Annotated in this window: 14 protein-coding genes; 5 read left to right on the forward strand and 9 right to left on the reverse strand. The window is 64.1% G+C overall.

Annotation, left to right across the window (positions count from 1 at the left end; genetic code table 11):
* Positions 1–57: 57 nt before the first annotated feature.
* From mmsB to RI444_RS05545, 3 genes are all read right to left on the reverse strand, one after another.
* Entirely contained in the window at positions 58–1329 is a 1272-nt protein-coding gene (mmsB, locus tag RI444_RS05535; protein WP_021474119.1) for a multiple monosaccharide ABC transporter permease, read from the reverse strand.
* A 48-nt stretch (positions 1330–1377) separates the two neighbouring features.
* Positions 1378–2937: a multiple monosaccharide ABC transporter ATP-binding protein gene (gene mmsA, locus RI444_RS05540; protein ID WP_062095644.1), complete on the reverse strand. Its 1560-nt coding sequence runs from the start codon at positions 2935–2937 to the stop codon at positions 1378–1380.
* Positions 2938–3069: 132 nt separating this feature from the next.
* Positions 3070–4257, reverse strand: coding sequence for an ROK family transcriptional regulator (locus RI444_RS05545; protein WP_062095646.1), 1188 nt, complete (start codon positions 4255–4257; stop codon positions 3070–3072).
* A gap of 230 nt (positions 4258–4487) precedes the next feature.
* On the opposite strand from RI444_RS05545, the gene RI444_RS05550 reads away from it, so the two are divergent.
* A complete protein-coding gene (locus RI444_RS05550) occupies positions 4488–5348 on the forward strand; it encodes a nitrilase-related carbon-nitrogen hydrolase (RefSeq protein WP_207604983.1) in 861 nt (286 codons plus the stop codon).
* On the opposite strand, the gene RI444_RS05555 is transcribed toward RI444_RS05550, so the two are convergent.
* The 3 genes from RI444_RS05555 to alr all read right to left on the reverse strand — a co-directional run bounded on the left by RI444_RS05555 (position 5314) and on the right by alr (position 8556).
* The gene (locus RI444_RS05555) at positions 5314–5589 is read right to left on the reverse strand and encodes a hypothetical protein (protein WP_021474123.1); all 276 of its coding nucleotides are present in this window, start codon (positions 5587–5589) and stop codon (positions 5314–5316) included. The genes RI444_RS05550 and RI444_RS05555 overlap by 35 nt on opposite strands.
* Before the next feature lie 149 nt (positions 5590–5738).
* A complete protein-coding gene (locus tag RI444_RS05560; protein ID WP_207604982.1) occupies positions 5739–7334 on the reverse strand; it encodes a PucR family transcriptional regulator in 1596 nt (531 codons plus the stop codon).
* Positions 7324–8556, reverse strand: coding sequence for an alanine racemase (alr, locus tag RI444_RS05565; RefSeq protein ID WP_242703127.1), 1233 nt, complete (start codon positions 8554–8556; stop codon positions 7324–7326). Before alr ends, RI444_RS05560 begins: the two co-directional genes overlap by 11 nt.
* A gap of 195 nt (positions 8557–8751) precedes the next feature.
* Between alr and RI444_RS05570 the strand changes: the two genes are divergently transcribed.
* Positions 8752–10182 carry an amino acid permease gene (locus RI444_RS05570; RefSeq protein ID WP_242703270.1) on the forward strand — a complete coding sequence of 477 codons (1431 nt, stop codon included), beginning with the start codon at positions 8752–8754 and terminating at the stop codon, positions 10180–10182.
* Positions 10179–11888, forward strand: coding sequence for a flavin monoamine oxidase family protein (locus RI444_RS05575; protein WP_170828577.1), 1710 nt, complete (start codon positions 10179–10181; stop codon positions 11886–11888). The genes RI444_RS05570 and RI444_RS05575 overlap by 4 nt, the downstream gene beginning before the upstream one ends.
* Before the next feature lie 7 nt (positions 11889–11895).
* Here the strand turns inward: RI444_RS05575 and RI444_RS05580 are convergent, their stop codons facing one another.
* From RI444_RS05580 to purU, 3 genes are all read right to left on the reverse strand, one after another.
* Positions 11896–12417 (reverse strand): gamma carbonic anhydrase family protein, encoded by a 522-nt coding sequence (locus RI444_RS05580; protein WP_069694826.1) that lies wholly within the window; start codon positions 12415–12417, stop codon positions 11896–11898.
* Positions 12418–12500: 83 nt separating this feature from the next.
* Positions 12501–13160, reverse strand: coding sequence for a class I SAM-dependent methyltransferase (locus tag RI444_RS05585; RefSeq protein WP_179011644.1), 660 nt, complete (start codon positions 13158–13160; stop codon positions 12501–12503).
* Between the two features lie 90 nt (positions 13161–13250).
* Positions 13251–14099 carry a formyltetrahydrofolate deformylase gene (gene purU / locus RI444_RS05590; protein ID WP_021474130.1) on the reverse strand — a complete coding sequence of 283 codons (849 nt, stop codon included), beginning with the start codon at positions 14097–14099 and terminating at the stop codon, positions 13251–13253.
* A gap of 239 nt (positions 14100–14338) precedes the next feature.
* On the opposite strand from purU, the gene glyA reads away from it, so the two are divergent.
* Both glyA and RI444_RS05600 read left to right on the forward strand, forming a co-directional pair.
* Positions 14339–15637 (forward strand): serine hydroxymethyltransferase, encoded by a 1299-nt coding sequence (gene glyA / locus RI444_RS05595; protein ID WP_021474131.1) that lies wholly within the window; start codon positions 14339–14341, stop codon positions 15635–15637.
* The gene (locus RI444_RS05600) at positions 15631–16521 is read left to right on the forward strand and encodes a bifunctional methylenetetrahydrofolate dehydrogenase/methenyltetrahydrofolate cyclohydrolase (protein ID WP_031217089.1); all 891 of its coding nucleotides are present in this window, start codon (positions 15631–15633) and stop codon (positions 16519–16521) included. Before glyA ends, RI444_RS05600 begins: the two co-directional genes overlap by 7 nt.
* Positions 16522–16604: the final 83 nt, after the last annotated feature.

The raw sequence follows: 16604 nt of genomic DNA on the forward strand, positions 1-16604 counted from the left end.
TTTCTGTTTTGGTGGGGTGGAGCGAGTCTTCCGGGTAATGAAGTTCGTGTATGAAGCTCAGGCTTCCTTGGAGATGACTTCCTTGGTGGAGGTGGTCTCGTCCGGCTTGATGTCGTTGTTGTTGCGCTGGAAGTTCTTCATCAACATGCCCGTGATGGAGCGCTTGCCCTGGGACTTGTTGTAGACGTCGAAGGCGACTGCTGCCAGGAGCACCAGGCCCTTGATGATCTGGGTGAGGTCGGCGCCGACACCCAGCAACTGCAGGCCGTTGTTCAGGACAGCCATGACGAGGCCACCGACGATCGAGCCGATCACGGTACCCACACCACCGGTGACGGCTGCGCCACCGATGAAGACGGCCGCGATTGCATCGAGTTCCCAGCCGACGCCGTCGAACGGACCCGAAGCGGTGGAGCGGCCGACGAAGATCATGCCTGCAAGCCCGGCCAGGACGGACATGTTGAGCATGACCAGGAAGTTGACCTTCTTGGACTGGACGCCGGACAGTTCAGCTGCGTGGCGGTTGCCACCCACGGCGTAGACGTGGCGGCCGATGACGGTCTTGTCCGCAATGAAGCCGTAGATGAGGACCAGGACGGCGAGGATCAGGCCGGGGATGGGGAAGGAGGTTCCGGGACGGCCGGTTGCGAACAGGTACGTGGCGTAGAGGATGGCACCGCAGATCAGGACCAGCTTGGTGACCTCGACCCACAGTTCGGGAACGTCGGCGCCCAGGGCTTTGCTGGCAGCCCGGGCCCGCAGGGACATGACGACGACGAACGCGGCGGCAACGAGGCCGATCAGGAGGGTCAGGTTGTTGAATCCTGTGTCAGGACCGATTTCCGGGAGGTAGCCGGAGCCGAGGTACTGGAAGTCGTTGGGAACCGGGATGGTGTTGGACTTGCCGACGAACTGGTTGAAACCACGGAACAGGAGCATGCCTGCCAGCGTCACGATGAAGGCCGGGATGCCTACGTAGGCTGTCCAGAACCCTTGCCAGGCACCGATCAGGGCTCCCAGCGCGAGTCCGAAAAGCACGCCCATGTACCAAGGGATTCCCCAGTCACGGATGGCGAGGGCCACGGAAACACCGACGAACGCGGCCACCGAACCTACCGAAAGGTCGATGTGGCCGGCAATGATGACCAGCACCATGCCGATGGCCAGGATCAGGATGTAGGAGTTGCCGTTGAACAGGTTGATCACGTTGCCGGGGGTCAGAGTGCGGCCCTCGGTAAAGATCTGGAAGAAGATGATGAGTGCCACCAGGGCGAAAATCATGCCGAACTGGCGGGTATTGCCACCAAATAGCTTCTTGAGCGCGTTCATTGTTTTGGTCCTTGAGTCAGGAAGGGGCGTTTCGGGGCGACTGGGAGGTCAGGCTGCGGTCTTGCGGTTGGACGTCATGAGCTTCATCAGGCTTTCCTGGCTGGCTTCGTCCTTATTAAGGACACCTGTGATGGCGCCTTCAAAGATGGTGTAGATCCGGTCGGAGAGGCCCAGGAGCTCGGGGAGCTCCGAGGAAATGACGATTACTCCCTTGCCCTGATCTGCCAGGCGCTGGATGATGCCGTAGATCTCGTACTTGGCGCCGACGTCGATGCCTCGGGTCGGTTCGTCAAGGATCAGCAGATCGGGATCGGTGAACATCCATTTGGCCAGCACTACTTTCTGCTGGTTTCCGCCGGAGAGCTTTGCCACGCCCTCTTCCACGGAGGGAGTCTTGGTCCGAAGGGACTTCCGGTATTCCTCTGCGACCTGGAATTCCTTGCGGGTGTCCACCACTGAGTACTTGCTGATCTTGTCCAGTGCCGCAGCGACGGTGGTGGTCTTGATGTCATCGAGCAGGTTCAGGCCCAGGGACTTGCGGTCTTCGGTCACGTAGCCGAGGCCGGCGTCGATCGCTGCCTTGACCGTGCGGAGGTTGACCCGCTTGCCGTCCTTGTAGACCTCGCCGGAGATGAACTTTCCGTAGGAGTGGCCGAAGAGCGACCGTGCAAGCTCGGTGCGTCCTGCGCCCATCAGACCGGCGAAGCCGACGATCTCGCCGCGGCGTACAAAGAAGTTGGAACCCTTGCAGATGAGCCTGTCCTGGATGATCGGGTGGCCAACCGTCCAGTTCTTGACCTCGAAGAAGACCTCGCCGATCTTCGGTTCGTGGTCCGGGAAGCGGGATTCCAGGGTGCGTCCCACCATGCCCTTGATGATCCGGTCTTCATCCACGCCGTCGCGCTTGACGTTGAGGGTCTCGATGGACTTGCCGTCGCGGATGATCGTGATCTCGTCGGCGATCTGCTCGATCTCGTTGAGCTTGTGGGAAATGATGATGGACGTGATGCCGCGGCCCTTGAGGCCGAGGATCAGGTCCAGCAGGTGCTGCGAATCGGATTCGTTCAGCGCGGCCGTGGGCTCATCGAGGATCAGGAGCTTCACGGACTTGTTCAGTGCCTTGGCGATTTCCACCAGCTGCTGCTTGCCGACGCCGATTTCCTTGATGGGGGTATCCGGGTCTTCGCGCAGGCCTACGCGGGCCAGGAGCTCTACGGAACGACGCCGGGCCTCGGCCCAGTCGATGACGCCCCACTTGGTGGGCTCGTTGCCGAGGAAGATGTTCTCCATGATGGAGAGTTCCGGGATCAGTGCCAGCTCTTGGTGGATGATCACGATGCCGGCGGCTTCGCTTGCCCGGATGTCCTTGAACTGCTGGACTTCGGCTTGGTAAACAATGTCCCCGGTGTAGCTGCCGTAGGGGTAAACACCTGACAGGACCTTCATGAGGGTCGACTTGCCTGCACCGTTTTCTCCACAGATTGCGTGGATCTCACCGGCTTTCACCCGCAGGCTCACGTTCGACAAGGCCTTCACGCCGGGGAATTCCTTCGTGATCGAGCGCATCTCCAAAAGGATGGGATCACCTTGCGTGTCGAGGGTTGTCATCAGCCCTTGCGCCTCCAATGTCTGACTTCGTTGTCGGCCCCGCGGCGGCGGAGCTGTCTGATGAAAAAGTAAACTGTAAACACCATCTTGTCGTCAAGACTTGAACACAAGATGGTGCTAACGATTTGGTTACTAGCCGGTAATGCCGGCGTGTTGGAACACCAATGCGGCTGCGCCCAAGGCCTCTGCGCGCGCGCCGAGCGAGGACATGGCGAGATGCGTCGTCTCCCCGACGACGGGCACCGCGTGGCGTACAAGGCCCCTTCGGATGGGGTCCAGCAACAGGTCCCCGAGGCCGGCGAGGGGGCCGCCCACCACGATGACTTCAGGGTTGATCAGGTTGGAAACGTTGCCCAAGGCGCGTCCCACGGCAAGCCCGGCATCGTCCACCACGCGCTGGGTGGCGGAGTCCCCTGCGAGGCAGTTGCGCACTATGTCCTGGGGTGTCAGGAGGGCGTCCTGCCCCCGGCTCAGCAGCTCGATCATGGTGGTGGTGGACGCTATGGTTTCGAGGCATCCACGGTTCCCGCAGCGGCAGACAAGGCCGTGTTCGTGGATGGTGGCGTGGCCGATTTCTCCGGTGATTCCGACGTTGCCGTAATAAGGCGCGCCGTTCAGGATCAAGCCGGCACCGATGCCCGAACCGATCTTGAGGAACATCAGGTTGGACACACCGCTGTGCGGTCCCCAGGTGACCTCGGACAGGGCGCCCAGATTGGCGTCGTTGTCAACGAAGACGGGGCATTGGAGCGCTTCTTCGAGTCTGTGGAGGATGTCGATGCCCACCCATTCGGGGAGGATTGCCCCTTGCGCTACGGTGCCGCTGCGGCGGTCGATGGGCCCAGGGATGCCGGCTCCGGCCCCGACTACCGCGCTGGGGTCGATGCTGTTTTCCTCAAGGAGCCTCCCCAGGAGCCGGACAGCTGCGGCGATGCCTTCTTCTGCTTTGTGGCCGAGCGGCAGCTCGATGTACTCCTCGGCGATCACGTGGTAGCCGAGGGAGGCCAGCACTACCCGCAAGTGGCGCCTGCCGAAGTCGATTCCGACGGCGACAGCCCCGTTGCTGTTGAGCCTCACGTTCGTGGCGCGGCGGCCTGAACTGGTGGTCGGCTCCGTGGAGACGAGGCCCGCATCCTGCATGATTTTCACGATGTTGGAAACGGTGGCCGTTGACAGGCCGGTCTGCCGGGAAAGCTCGGCCTGGGTGGATGGCCCGCTCAGTAGGCACTCGATGATCCGCTGCTGGTTGAGGTGGCGAAGTGCGGACTGTGAGCCGGGTTTTCTCGGATGGCTCTTCGTTGAGCGCTGCGTAGCGGGCATGACAAGAAGAGTGCCCCACAAAGAGCCTTGTAGTCAAGAAGTGAACACAACGAGTAAATCTTGAGCGACATACTCCAACGCAGGGACGCCAGTAGGGCCGGGCGATGTGCCCTGCCTGCCAAGCATCCGGGTCCAAATGTCCCAGCCTGCGATGGCCCGGCGCGCCTAGGCTGGAACCAAGTACCCCCGGACCTACCAGCGCCGGGCCCCGGAGAACCAAGGTGGTAACGATGCTGCTCTCAGTCCTGCAGGCCAACGCCTCCGTCCTGGACATGGACGCAAACCTTCGGACTATTGACGACGCCGCACAGCGGGCATCCAAGGCAGGGGCTGCGTTATTGCTGACGCCCGAACTCTTTCCGGTGGGCTATGCGCCGCTCCGGATCCACGCCGGGATGGATCCGGCCACGTTGCCCGGGATCCGCGAGCGGCTTGCCCGGATCGCAAGGACTCATGGCATCGGCCTGGTGTACAGCCTCCCTGCATCGGCCAAAGAAGCGCACGACGACGGCGCGGAGCCAGCATCCGCGGAGGGGCGCTGGCATATCTCGGCTACTTTGCTGGACGCCTCCGGGAAAGAAATCCTGACGTACAACAAGGTCCACCTCTTCGGCGAGGAAGAGCACAAGGCGTTCGTCGGCTCCCAGGAACCTCCCGCCGTCGTGGATTTCAATGGCATCCGCACATCGATGCTGATCTGCTACGACGTCGAGTTCCCGGAAGCCGTGCGCGCGGCAGCGGGCCGCGGTGCGGAACTGTTGCTGGTACCCACGGCGTTATCCGCCGGCTTCGACAACGTGCCCCAGGTCCTCATCCGCGCGCGGGCGCTGGAGAGCCAACTGCATGTGGCCTACGCCAACCACTCCGGGCACGAGGACATCTACAACTTCCTTGGCGGAAGCGTCGTAGCCGGTCCCGATGGTTCATTGCTCGCCGCGGCGGGGGAGGGGGCTGCGTTGCTTTTCGCCGAGGTTGGAACGGAAGCTGTCAAAGCGGCCCGTGCCGAGGTCCCTTACTTGAAGGAACGCCGCCCGGACCTCTACGCGACATGGGAAGCTAGTCCGCGTCGAGGCTTCGCCGGCGCGCCTTGAGCGCGGAACCCACAGCAGCCATGAGCGCTGCCGTCAGGATGATGGCAAGAAGGGCGGGATAAGAAGCACCGAGTTCGAAGCGAAAGCCGCCCTGAGAGACTTCGGATCCGTCGAGGTGAACCGTACCCGAAACCCCTTGCGCCGATACGACGCTGGTTACGATGGTCCCGATCACGGCCGCAGCCAGGGCCACTATGACGGCGATTCGGACGGCAAAGGTTGGACGACGCAATATGGGCACGGTTTTCTCCTCGCTGGAATGACCTGTGTCGGCTTGCTTGGCATGCTATGTGACCTATGCGGGCTCATGACTGGTCTGCGCAAAATTAGGTGCCGAATCCGCCCAAATTAGGTGCTGAAAAGCCCTTGCACAGACTTCCGCGAGGAAATTTAGGTGGTGCCCGGTGCCTGCTCCTCCACATACTGCAGGGCGAACCACAGCTCCGCCCGCACTTGCGCAGCGTTGAGGTCCATGTCCAGCAGTTCCGCGATCACGCCGATCTGGCGCCGGACGCTGTTGCGGTGCAGGCCCAGCAGCTTGGCGGACGCATCCCAGCTTCCGTTTTCGGTGAGCCACCCACGCAGGACGGACAGCAGCGGATCGCGGCGCTCGGGCTCCAAGGAAAGCAGGGGCCCCAGCAGGCGCTCGGCGAGCATGGTCCCTGCCTCCCGGCCCAGCAGTCCCGTCACGGACCAGTTCACCTCATCGACGCGGGCGCTCACGCCGGTGGACAGCACGCGCGGCCTTAACGAGCCCACGCGCTGGTAGGCCGCCGATAAACCGCCCAGCTCGGTGGGTTCGCCGATCACCAGTCGCCAGCCGAGTTTCTCGACATCTGCCAGCAGGGAATCATCAACACGCAGGCGGGTGATAGCGGCGAATCCGTAGTCCGTGATCTCCACGAGCTTGGTGTCGAACAGGCGACGCCATTGCAGCAGTTCACGCACTGGTCCGTCATCCACGGAACCGTCAACCCTGACGCCCTGGATGACCCGCATCTGGCCTGACCGGGTAGAGGACAGGCTTTGTGCCAAGAGGTCCTTGAGCCCGTTGAGTTGTTTGGTCCCGCCCGAGACAAGCGTTTCCGGGTGAAGCAGCATGGCCGTGGCCAGTTGGCTTGGTGCCAGTGAACCGCTGGTCCGCTGCCGCACCAGCAACTCCAACAACCCCACGGCCGACTGCACCACGTTGTTCTGGGCCGGCGTCAGCGCAACGTCCGAACCCAAGATGAGCGCCCCGAGGTTTGCGTCCTTGGTGCTGCGCAGCGGATGCCCCACCACCAGGGCCGACCCCGGCTGTTCGAACCCGTCCATCTCCACCCGCGGGCCGCTGCCGGACAGCAGCCGTTCCAGCATGGGTGCCAGTAGGGAATGGTCGACGCCGGTGATGCCGCCGGTGCTGTGGCCGCGGGCTCGGACGCGCCCATCCGCGCCGAACAGCACCGCCCACACCGGCACCCGCTGAACCAGGGCGGCGAGGAGTTCGTGCTCGGGCCTGGGGGAGAGGACCGCCCGCATCAGTTGGCGGTTTGTTTCCGCGAGCTGCCGGAAAACCCGTGCATTGTCCGACTCCAACAACTGCGAAAATTCCAGCCCGATCGCGGCGAACGGCAGGGACTCGGGCACTTCGAACAAGGTGAGGTTGTGCGTTCGGCAAGCGTCAAGCAGGACGTCGGGAACGGCGTCGAAATAGGGCCTGATACCGAACCCGAGCGCGGCCACCTTCGCATCGACCAACCTTCGGACATACGCGTCCACTTTGTCCGCCGAGCCGCCCTCGCCCAGGAACGGCAACCCGGAGGTAAGCAGGAACTCGCCCTCGGGCAGGTACGGCGTCGGATCCTCGAGCTCGCTCGGTTCCACCCAGCGCAGCAGCGAGGCGCCGCTGCCGCCGTCGTGAAGCATCTTCAACTCCGGCGGCAGCTGCTCGAGGAACTGCTCAAGCGTGACGAAACTCAGGCGGGCGGCGGCGGGTTCAGGCAACATTGCCCTGCCCGGCGGCGGCCGGCTCCTGGTAGTCCGGGCACTGGTATGCGCTGCTCCGGTAGGCACGCGGCAGCCGCGGCGCGATCCGGTTGATGATTTCATCTCCATGGCTGCCGATCGCGGCACCCCAGTCATCCGCGCTCGCGGCTCCCTCCGCGGGGTCGCCGAACAGGACTGCAGTGTTCCCGACGTCGATTCCCGCGGCATCCGGTCCCAGGTCAACCATGAACTGGTCCATGCAGACTTTGCCGATCACCGGCACCCTCCGCCCTGCGATGTTTACGACGGAACGTCCGCTGATGCCCTTCGGAATGCCGTCCGCGTACCCCAAGGGGATGAGGCCAAGGTAGCGGGGTTCGTAGGTGATGGCTTGGTGTTCGTAGCTGACCCCGGTTCCCGCCGGGACCTTCTTGACCATCACCAAGGGAGCTGTGACGCTGAGGGCCGGGCGGAGTCCGAAGTCAGCCGGATCCAGGTGGTCCGCCGGCGCCAGGCCATAGATGGCGAGGCCGGCGCGCACCATGTCGAAGTGGAATTCGGGCCGTTCCAGGATGTTGGCCGAGCTGGAAACATGCCTCAGTTCCGGCGTCAGCCCGGCTTCCCGCGCCGCGCTGACGGCGTCCTCGAACCCGGCCACGGCTGCTGCGTTGCCGGGGTGGGCGGGGACGTCTGCCCAGGCCAGGTGCGTCCACACGCCGCGCACGCGCAGGGTCCCTTCGAGTTCGGCCTGGCGCGCCCGCGCCACCAGTGCGGCCCAGTCCTCCTTGCGCGCGCCGCCGCGACTGAGGCCGCTGTCCAGTTCCAGATGTACGACGGCGGGACGGCCCAAGTCCTTCGCGATGCCTGCCAGCACCTCCAGTTGGTGGACGCTTCCGAGTGAGACATCGATGGAGTTTTCGAGGGCTTCGCGGATGGTGTCGCTCGTCTGTGATGCCAGATACAACCAGGAAAGGATGGGTTCGGTGATACCGGCTTTCCGCAATTCGATGGCTTCCGACAGCTGCGCGGTGCCAAGCCAGTGAGCCCCCGCTTCGATTGCCGTGCGGGCCACTTCCACCAGGCCGTGACCGTACGCATTGCCTTTGACGACGGCCATGAAGAAGGGCGCCTTGGCCCGTTTCTTCAAAGCTTTGACGTTGTCTGAAATAGCAGACAGGTCCACGCTGACCTGGCCGGAAAGAGTCGCCGCTAGGGGCGATAATTGATGTGCATTACGTCTCATGGTGGATCACTATAGGTCATTTTGCACCAGCCTGAGAGTTGGCTCACATGCCAGTCTTGATGAGGGGAAACCGACAACTACTCAGAAGGGACGTCAACGGTGACTGTGCCTGTGAACACCCAAGACCCAACCCCGGCAAGCCTCACCCGGCTTGGCCTCGGCGCCCAATTGCTGCGCCGGAAGCCCATCGCGCAGATGGCCGGGGAAGCCGGAAGCAGCGAAAGCGGCACGCCCCTGGTCCGCAGCTTCGGCGTCCTGCAGCTGACCATGATCAGCGTAGGCGCCACGCTCGGCACCGGCATTTTGGTCATCCTCGGCGAATCCGTCCCGCTGGCCGGTCCGGCCATCTGGATCTCGTTCGTCATTGCAGGCCTCGCGGCATTGCTCTCGGCGGTCTCCTACGCGGAGATGGCCGGGCTGGTGCCCGTCGCCGGTTCCAGCTACTCCTACTCCTACGCCACCATGGGCGAAGGCATGGCCTGGATCTGTGGCTGGTGCCTCGTGCTGGAATATGCCGTGTCCGTGGCGGCGGTCGCCGTCGGTGCAGGACAGTACGTCAACGAGACACTCGCCGCTTTTGGGCAGGTCCTGCCTGACGCGATGAGCCAGCCGCCGGGGGACGGCGGCGTCGTGAACATTCCCGCGATGGTCATCGTGCTCCTGGCCATGGCCCTGCTGGTCCGGGGAGCCCGGGAGAGCGCCTGGATCAACACCGCGATCGTCGCCGTCAAGGTGGGCATCCTGCTGTTCTTCTGCGCCGTTGCCTTCACTGCTTTCAATGCCGGCAACTTCGAACCCCTCCTTCCCATGGGCGCAGCCGGAGTCTCCGCAGCTGCCTCGAGCGTCTTCTTCTCCTACATCGGCTTCGATGCAGCATCCACTGCCGGCGAAGAAGCCCGGAACCCCAAGCGGGACATGCCCCGCGCCATCATGCTCTCCATGGTGATCGTCACCAGCATCTACGTCCTGGTGGCCGTTGCAGCCATCGGAGCCAGGCCCTGGGGATGGTTCGACGGTACAGAAGCTGCGTTGGTGCAGATCCTGCACGAAATCACGGGTCAGCCCTGGATTGCCCTCGTCTTCTCCGTCGGCGCGGTCCTCGCGATCGCCAGCATTGTGCTCACCGTCCTCTACGGCCAGACCCGCATCCTCCTGTCCATGTCCCGCGACGGCATGGTGCCAAAGGTCTTCGGCCGCGTCTCCCGCCGCACCGGCACTCCGGTGACGGGAACGCTGATCGTGGGCGTCGCCGTCGCGCTCGCGGCCGGCCTGGTTCCGCTGGGTGCACTGGCAGAAGCCACCAGCATCGGAACCCTCTTCGCGTTCGCCTTGGTCAACGTTGCGGTGATCTACCTGCGCCGCAACCGTCCGGACCTCAAGCGCAGCTTCCGGGTCCCGCTGTACCCGGTTACTCCCGTGCTGGGAACACTCATGTGCGCCTACCTCATGGCCAACCTCGGCGCCGATACGTGGCTCGTTTTCGGTGCCTGGATGCTGGTAGGCATCGCGATCTACTTCGGCTATGGACGCCGGAATTCCAAGGTAGCCGCGCTCAGCGAGCAGGACTACCGTGAACTGACCACCAGGGCCGTGAGCCCGGAAACTGTGAAAGCAGAGAACGCATGACCATCGCCACCGAATTTCCGACAGCCGACGGCGCCGCCGGAGCAGCCGACCGCGCACCCGAAGCGCCCATCACCATGCTGAACCCGGACTTCCCGTTCAGCTACGACCACTACCTCGCCCACCCGGCCGGCCTTGGCTCGGTTCCCGAAGAGCGTTACGGCACCGAGGTAGCCGTCATCGGCGCCGGACTGTCCGGCATTGTCACCGCCTATGAACTGATGAAGCTGGGACTCCGGCCCGTGATCTACGAGGCCGACCAGATCGGCGGCCGCCTCCGGACGGCCAGCTTCCCGTCGGCACCCGGCGTCACGGCCGACCTTGGCGGCATGCGTTTCCCCGTCTCCGGCAAGGCCTTCTACCACTACATAGACTTGCTCGGCCTGGAAACGCAGGAGTTCCCCAACCCGTTGGCCCCGGTCACGTCCAGCACTGTGATCGAACTGGCAGGCAAGAAGCACTACGCCGCCACACCTGATGACCTGCCCGCTTTCTTCCATGAGGTAGCCGACGCCTGGAGAGACGCCATCAAGGATGGTGCCGCCTTCACGGAAATGCAGGAAGCCATCAAGGCCCGGGACACCACGCGCATCAAGGAACTCTGGAACGAACTCCTGCCCGAACTCGACGAGCAGACCTTCTACGGGTTTATCGCCGCGAGCAAGTCCTTCAAAGACGCCGGCTTCGCGCACCGTGAAGCGTTCGGCCAGGTGGGCTTCGGCACGGGAGGCTGGGACACGGATTTCCCCAACTCCATCCTCGAAATCCTCCGCGTCGTGTACACGGACGCCGACGACCAGCACCGGCTGATCCGGGGCGGAGCGCAAAGGCTCCCCGAGGCACTCTGGAACCACGCGCCGTCGGACATCAAGCATTGGCCGCAGGGCACCTCGCTGGCGTCCCTGCACTCAGGTTCGCCGCGCGGCGCGGTGGACAACATCCGGCGCGCAGCCAACGGCGACCTGGTGGTCCGGGAAAGCTGGGGCCGCGAGGCGACGTATCCGGCAGTGGTGACAACGTGCCAGTCGTGGCTGCTTTCCACGCGTATCCACACCGAAGAAGCCCTGTTCCCGTCCGAGCTGTGGACTGCCATTGAACGCTCGCACTACATGCAGTCGTCCAAGACGTTCGTGATGGTGGACCGGCCGTTCTGGAAGGACATCGATCCCGAAACCGGCCGCGAAGTCCTCTCCATGACCCTCACCGACCGCCTCAACCGGGCAACGTACCTGCTCGACGACGGCCCGGACAAGCCCGCGGTCATCCTCCTGTCCTACACATGGAACGACGACGCCCTGAAATGGCTCGCCCTCACCGCCGAAGAGCGCGTCAAGCTCATGCTGCACTCGTTGGAGCAGATCTACCCTGGCGTGGACATCGCCAGCCACATCGTGGGCCAGCCCATCACCGTGTCCTGGGAAGCCGACCCCAACTTCATGGGAGCGTTCAAGGCCAACCTCCCCGGCCACTACCGCTACCAGCAGCGGCTGTTCACGCACTTCAAGCAGGACAAGCTTCCGGAGAGCCAGCGCGGGATCTTCCTTGCCGGGGATGACGTGTCCTTCACCGCCGGATGGGCCGAAGGCGCCGTGACCACGGGCCTGAACGCCGTATGGGGCGTGGTCAACCACTTGGGCGGTTCCTCCGCAGCTGCCAACCCGGGGCCGGGTGAGCTGCTGGACGAGCTCGGGCCAATCAGCCTGGACTAGTTGGGGCCTAGGCGCCGTGCAACTGGCGGTGCGCCGCAGCGAGCTCCCGGTAGTGGGCGGCGTTGTGCTTCACGCCGTCGAACTCATCGTCGGTCAGTTCGCGGCGGACCTTTGCAGGCACCCCGGCAACCAGCGACCGCGGGGGAATCACCGTGCCTTCAAGGACCACGGCGCCGGCGGCCACCAGCGAACCCGTACCGATCACAGCTCCGTTGAGGATGGTGGCACTCATGCCGATGAGGCAGTCGTCCTCCACGGTGCAGCCATGGACCACTGCGCTGTGGCCGACTGACACGCGCTCGCCGACCGTGCAGGGAAAGCCCGGGTCCGCGTGCAGGACCACATTGTCCTGGAGGTTGGAGCCTGCGCCGACGCTGATCGCGGCAGTGTCCGCGCGAACGGAGACGCCGTAGAAGGCGCTGGAATCTTCGGCCAGCGTTGCCTTGCCGATGATCGACGCCGTGGGGGCCACAAAGGCAGTTTCATGGATGTCCGGGGTGTCCCCGGCAAAGGTGTAAGAGGGAGCCATGCCTCCCAGCTTAAGTCACGCCCTTCCCCACCTGGGTCGCAGCAGCGCACGTTTTGAGGGCTCAGAACGCGCACAAATGCGACCTACTTGGGGGAGGGGGTGCGCAGAACCAGGAACTGGTAGTGCTGGGCCCAGTTGCCTGCGCCGGGCCCGGATTCCTCCCCGGTTCCCTCGGGCCACGTCTGGAAATGCTCTACGCTGCCGTGCTCACCGAAGATCCGCTGCAAGGTCTGGTCGCTGCGGCGGCTGAAGAAGCGGCGGGGCTCGTCGAGGTCTTCGGGGTTGAGCACCTCTTCGTCGTCCCCGGACCAGAGCCCGACGCCGATCGGGGCACCTGCCGCTGTGACCCGCACGAGTTCGCGGACGACGTCGTGGATACTGCTGTTCGGCACATGCAGAAGCGTGCTCATGCTCCATGCCGCATCGAAGGCAGCGTCGGGAAAGGGCAGGCTGCGGCCGTTCGCCACGGAACAGTCGAGTCCGTGGGCTCGCGCCACATGGATACTCTCCGGGGATAGGTCGACCCCGGTGTAGTGCAGCCCGGCCTGGACAAAAGCCAGTCCTTCTACGCCCGTGCCGCAGCCCAGCTCCATCAAGGAGTGCCGGTGTTCACGTTTCAGCAGCCGAACAAACCACTCCCGGGCTTCAACACGGTGCGGCGTCAGGGAACGGGTATTGCGGAGCGCGGCGTGGCGGTCGTAGTAGGTGGCCAAGTCGGCGTCGGGATCGGGCATGCCCTGCATAGCCCCAGCGTAGATCGCCAAAGTGACTGGCAGTAGGGGTTGTTCTGAGCGCTCAGAACAACCCCTGCTGCCAGTCAGTTGGGAAAGGAGTTAGTTGAACACCACGGTCCGGGTGCCGTCCAGGAGTACCCGGTGTTCGGCGTGCCACTGGACTGCCTGGACCAGGGTACGGCCCTCCACGTCCCGCCCCATCTGGACGAATTGGGCAGCAGTGCGGGCGTGGTCAACACGGATCACTTCCTGCTCGATGATGGGACCCTCGTCCAGGTCTGCGGTGACGTAGTGGGCTGTAGCGCCGATGAGCTTCACCCCGCGGGCATGGGCCTGGTGGTAGGGCTTGGCGCCCTTGAACGACGGGAGGAAGGAGTGGTGGATGTTGATGGCCTTGCCGTTCAACTCCCTGCACAGATCGTTGGAGAGGACCTGCATGTAGCGCGCCAGGACCGTCAGTTCAACATCGTGTTCCTTGATCAGCTTCAGGAGCTCGGCCTCGGCCTGTGGCTTGGTGTCGGCCGTGACAGGGATGTGGTGGAACGGGATGCCGTAGAACTCTGCCAGCGACTCCAGGTCCCGGTGGTTGGACACGATGGCGGGCACCTCGATGGGCAAGGTCCCGGCACGCTGCTGGAAGAGGAGGTCGTTGAGGCAGTGGGCGTCCTTGGAGCACATGATGATGGTCCGGACCTTGCGGCCTACCGGATTGATCTGCCACGTCATCCCGAAGGACTCGGCAACCGGCCGCAGGGCTTCCGCCAGTTCCGCCTGGGGGCTCGACGTCGTAACCTCCACGCGCATGAAGAAGTTGCCGGTGCTGGGGCTTCCGTACTGCTGGGAGTCGGCGATGTTGCAACCGGCCTCAAGGAGGGCGCCGGCAACAGCGTGGACGATGCCGGGACGGTCGGGGCAGGACAGGGTTACAACGAAAGCGGAGTCAGTCACGCGGACAAGCCTACCCGCGGGGCCCTGTTGTATTGTTAACGGGTCGCAACTGGCGTGAGGTGGACAACCACCAGGGAGCGGCAATCACGAAGACCACGGATCGTACGCCTGGGCCGAGGGTCATGTTTTACCGGATGCATGCAGCGTGACCGATGCCTCTTGTCATTGAGGGGACGCGGGAATGCTGCTGCCGGTAGCCTGACCTGTAGCACCTCCCATTCCCTAGCCAGGAGATCTCCGTGACTACCACCACTTCAGCGTCTGTCAGTAACCAGCCGCTCGCCGAACTCGATCCCGAGATCGCAGCAGTCCTCGACCAGGAACTCGGCCGCCAGCGCGGCACCCTGGAAATGATCGCCTCCGAGAACTTCGCGCCGCGCGCAGTCATGGAAGCCCAGGGCTCTGTCCTGACCAACAAGTACGCCGAGGGTTACCCGGGCAAGCGCTACTACGGCGGCTGCGAGTACGTTGACGTTGCCGAGCAGCTCGCCATCGATCGCGTCAAGGCCCTCTTCGGTGCGGAGTACGCCAACGTCCAGCCCCATTCAGGTGCCCAGGCCAACGCCGCCGCACTGTCCGCCATGATCACCCCCGGCGACAAGATCCTCGGCCTTTCCCTGGCACACGGCGGCCACCTGACCCACGGCATGAAGCTCAACTTCTCCGGCAAGCTCTACCAGGTTGCTGCCTACCAGGTGGAAGAAGATACCTTCCGCGTGGACATGGACAAGCTGCGCGAGCAGGCCATCGCCGAGAAGCCGCAGGTCATCATTGCCGGCTGGTCCGCGTACCCCCGCCACCTTGATTTCGCTGCCTTCCGCTCCATCGCGGACGAGGTAGGCGCCCTCCTCTGGACGGACATGGCGCACTTCGCCGGCCTGGTTGCAGCAGGACTGCACCCGAGCCCGGTGCCGCACTCCGACGTCGTCACCTCCACCGTGCACAAGACCCTCGCAGGCCCGCGTTCCGGCGTGATATTGGCGAAGGAACAGTACGGCAAAAAGATCAACTCCAACGTCTTCCCCGGCCAGCAGGGCGGGCCGCTGATGCACGTCATCGCGGCCAAGGCTGTTGCCTTCAAGATCGCCGGCAGCGAGGAATTCAAGGAACGCCAGGAGCGCGTGCTCGAGGGTGCCAAGATCATCGCCGACCGCCTCAACCAGTCCGACGTTGCCGAGGCAGGCGTCTCCGTCCTCACCGGCGGCACCGATGTGCACCTGGTCCTCGTTGACCTGCGGAACTCCCAGCTGGACGGCCAGCAGGCCGAAGACCTCCTGCACTCCGTGGGCATCACCGTGAACCGCAATGCCGTTCCGTTCGATCCCCGCCCGCCGATGGTCACCTCCGGCCTCCGCATCGGTACGCCCGCACTGGCTACCCGCGGATTCGGCGCCGCGGAGTTCACCGAGGTTGCCGACATCATCGCCACCGCGCTCGTAAAGGGCGCCACGGGCAGCGTTGATGCAGAAGCCCTGCAGGCACGCGTGGACAAGCTCGCCGCCGACTTCCCGCTCTACCCGCAGCACGAGCAGTGGTGAACGCAGCACAGATCCTTGACGGCAAGGCAACCGCCGCGGCCATCAAGGCAGAACTGACCGAACGGGTTGCCGTCCTCGCGTCCAAGGGCATCGTTCCGGGCCTGGGCACCATCCTGGTGGGCTCGGATCCGGGCAGCACCTGGTACGTCGGCGGTAAGCACAAGGACTGCGCCGAGGTGGGCATCCAGTCCATCCGCCGGGACCTTCCCGAGGACATCACCCAGGACGAGCTGCTCAAAGTTGTCCGCGAGCTCAACGAGAACCCGGAGTGCACCGGGTACATCGTCCAGCTCCCGCTGCCCAAGCACATCGACCAGGACGTCATCCTGGAGGCCATGGATCCGGACAAGGACGCCGACGGCCTGCACCCCATGAACCTTGGCCGCCTGGTGGCCAACGTGAGCGGTGAGATGAAGTCCCCGCTGCCCTGCACGCCCAAGGGCTGCGTGGAGTTGATGCGCCGGCACGGCATCGAGCTCAACGGCAAGCGTGTCCTGGTGGTCGGCCGTGGTGTGACCATTGGCCGTCCCGTAGGCCTCCTGCTGACCCGCAAGGATGTCAACGCCACGGTGATCCTGGCCCACACCGGGACGGTGGATCTGCCTGCGGAACTGAAGCAGGCCGACGTCGTGATTGCTGCTGCCGGCGTGCCGCACATGATCAAGGCTGAGGACCTCAAGCCGGGCGCCGTGGTGCTCGATGTCGGCGTCAGCCGCGTGGAGGACGGCAACGGCAAGGCTGTTGTCACCGGAGACGTGGACCCGGCTGCGGCGGACGTCGCCGCATGGCTGTCCCCGAACCCCGGCGGCGTGGGTCCGATGACCCGTGCCATGTTGCTGGCCAACGTGGTGGAGAGCGCCGAACGCCAAGCCGGACTGGCGTAGCCGAAACCAAGCGCAGCAAGGCGCCTGCTCCCTGTGGAGTGGGCGCCTTGTTCGTTAAAGAGAATTTGATCCCACGATTTGCG

Source organism: Paenarthrobacter sp. AT5 (assembly GCF_032764245.1).
In the GTDB taxonomy this organism is placed as follows: domain Bacteria; phylum Actinomycetota; class Actinomycetes; order Actinomycetales; family Micrococcaceae; genus Arthrobacter; species Arthrobacter ureafaciens.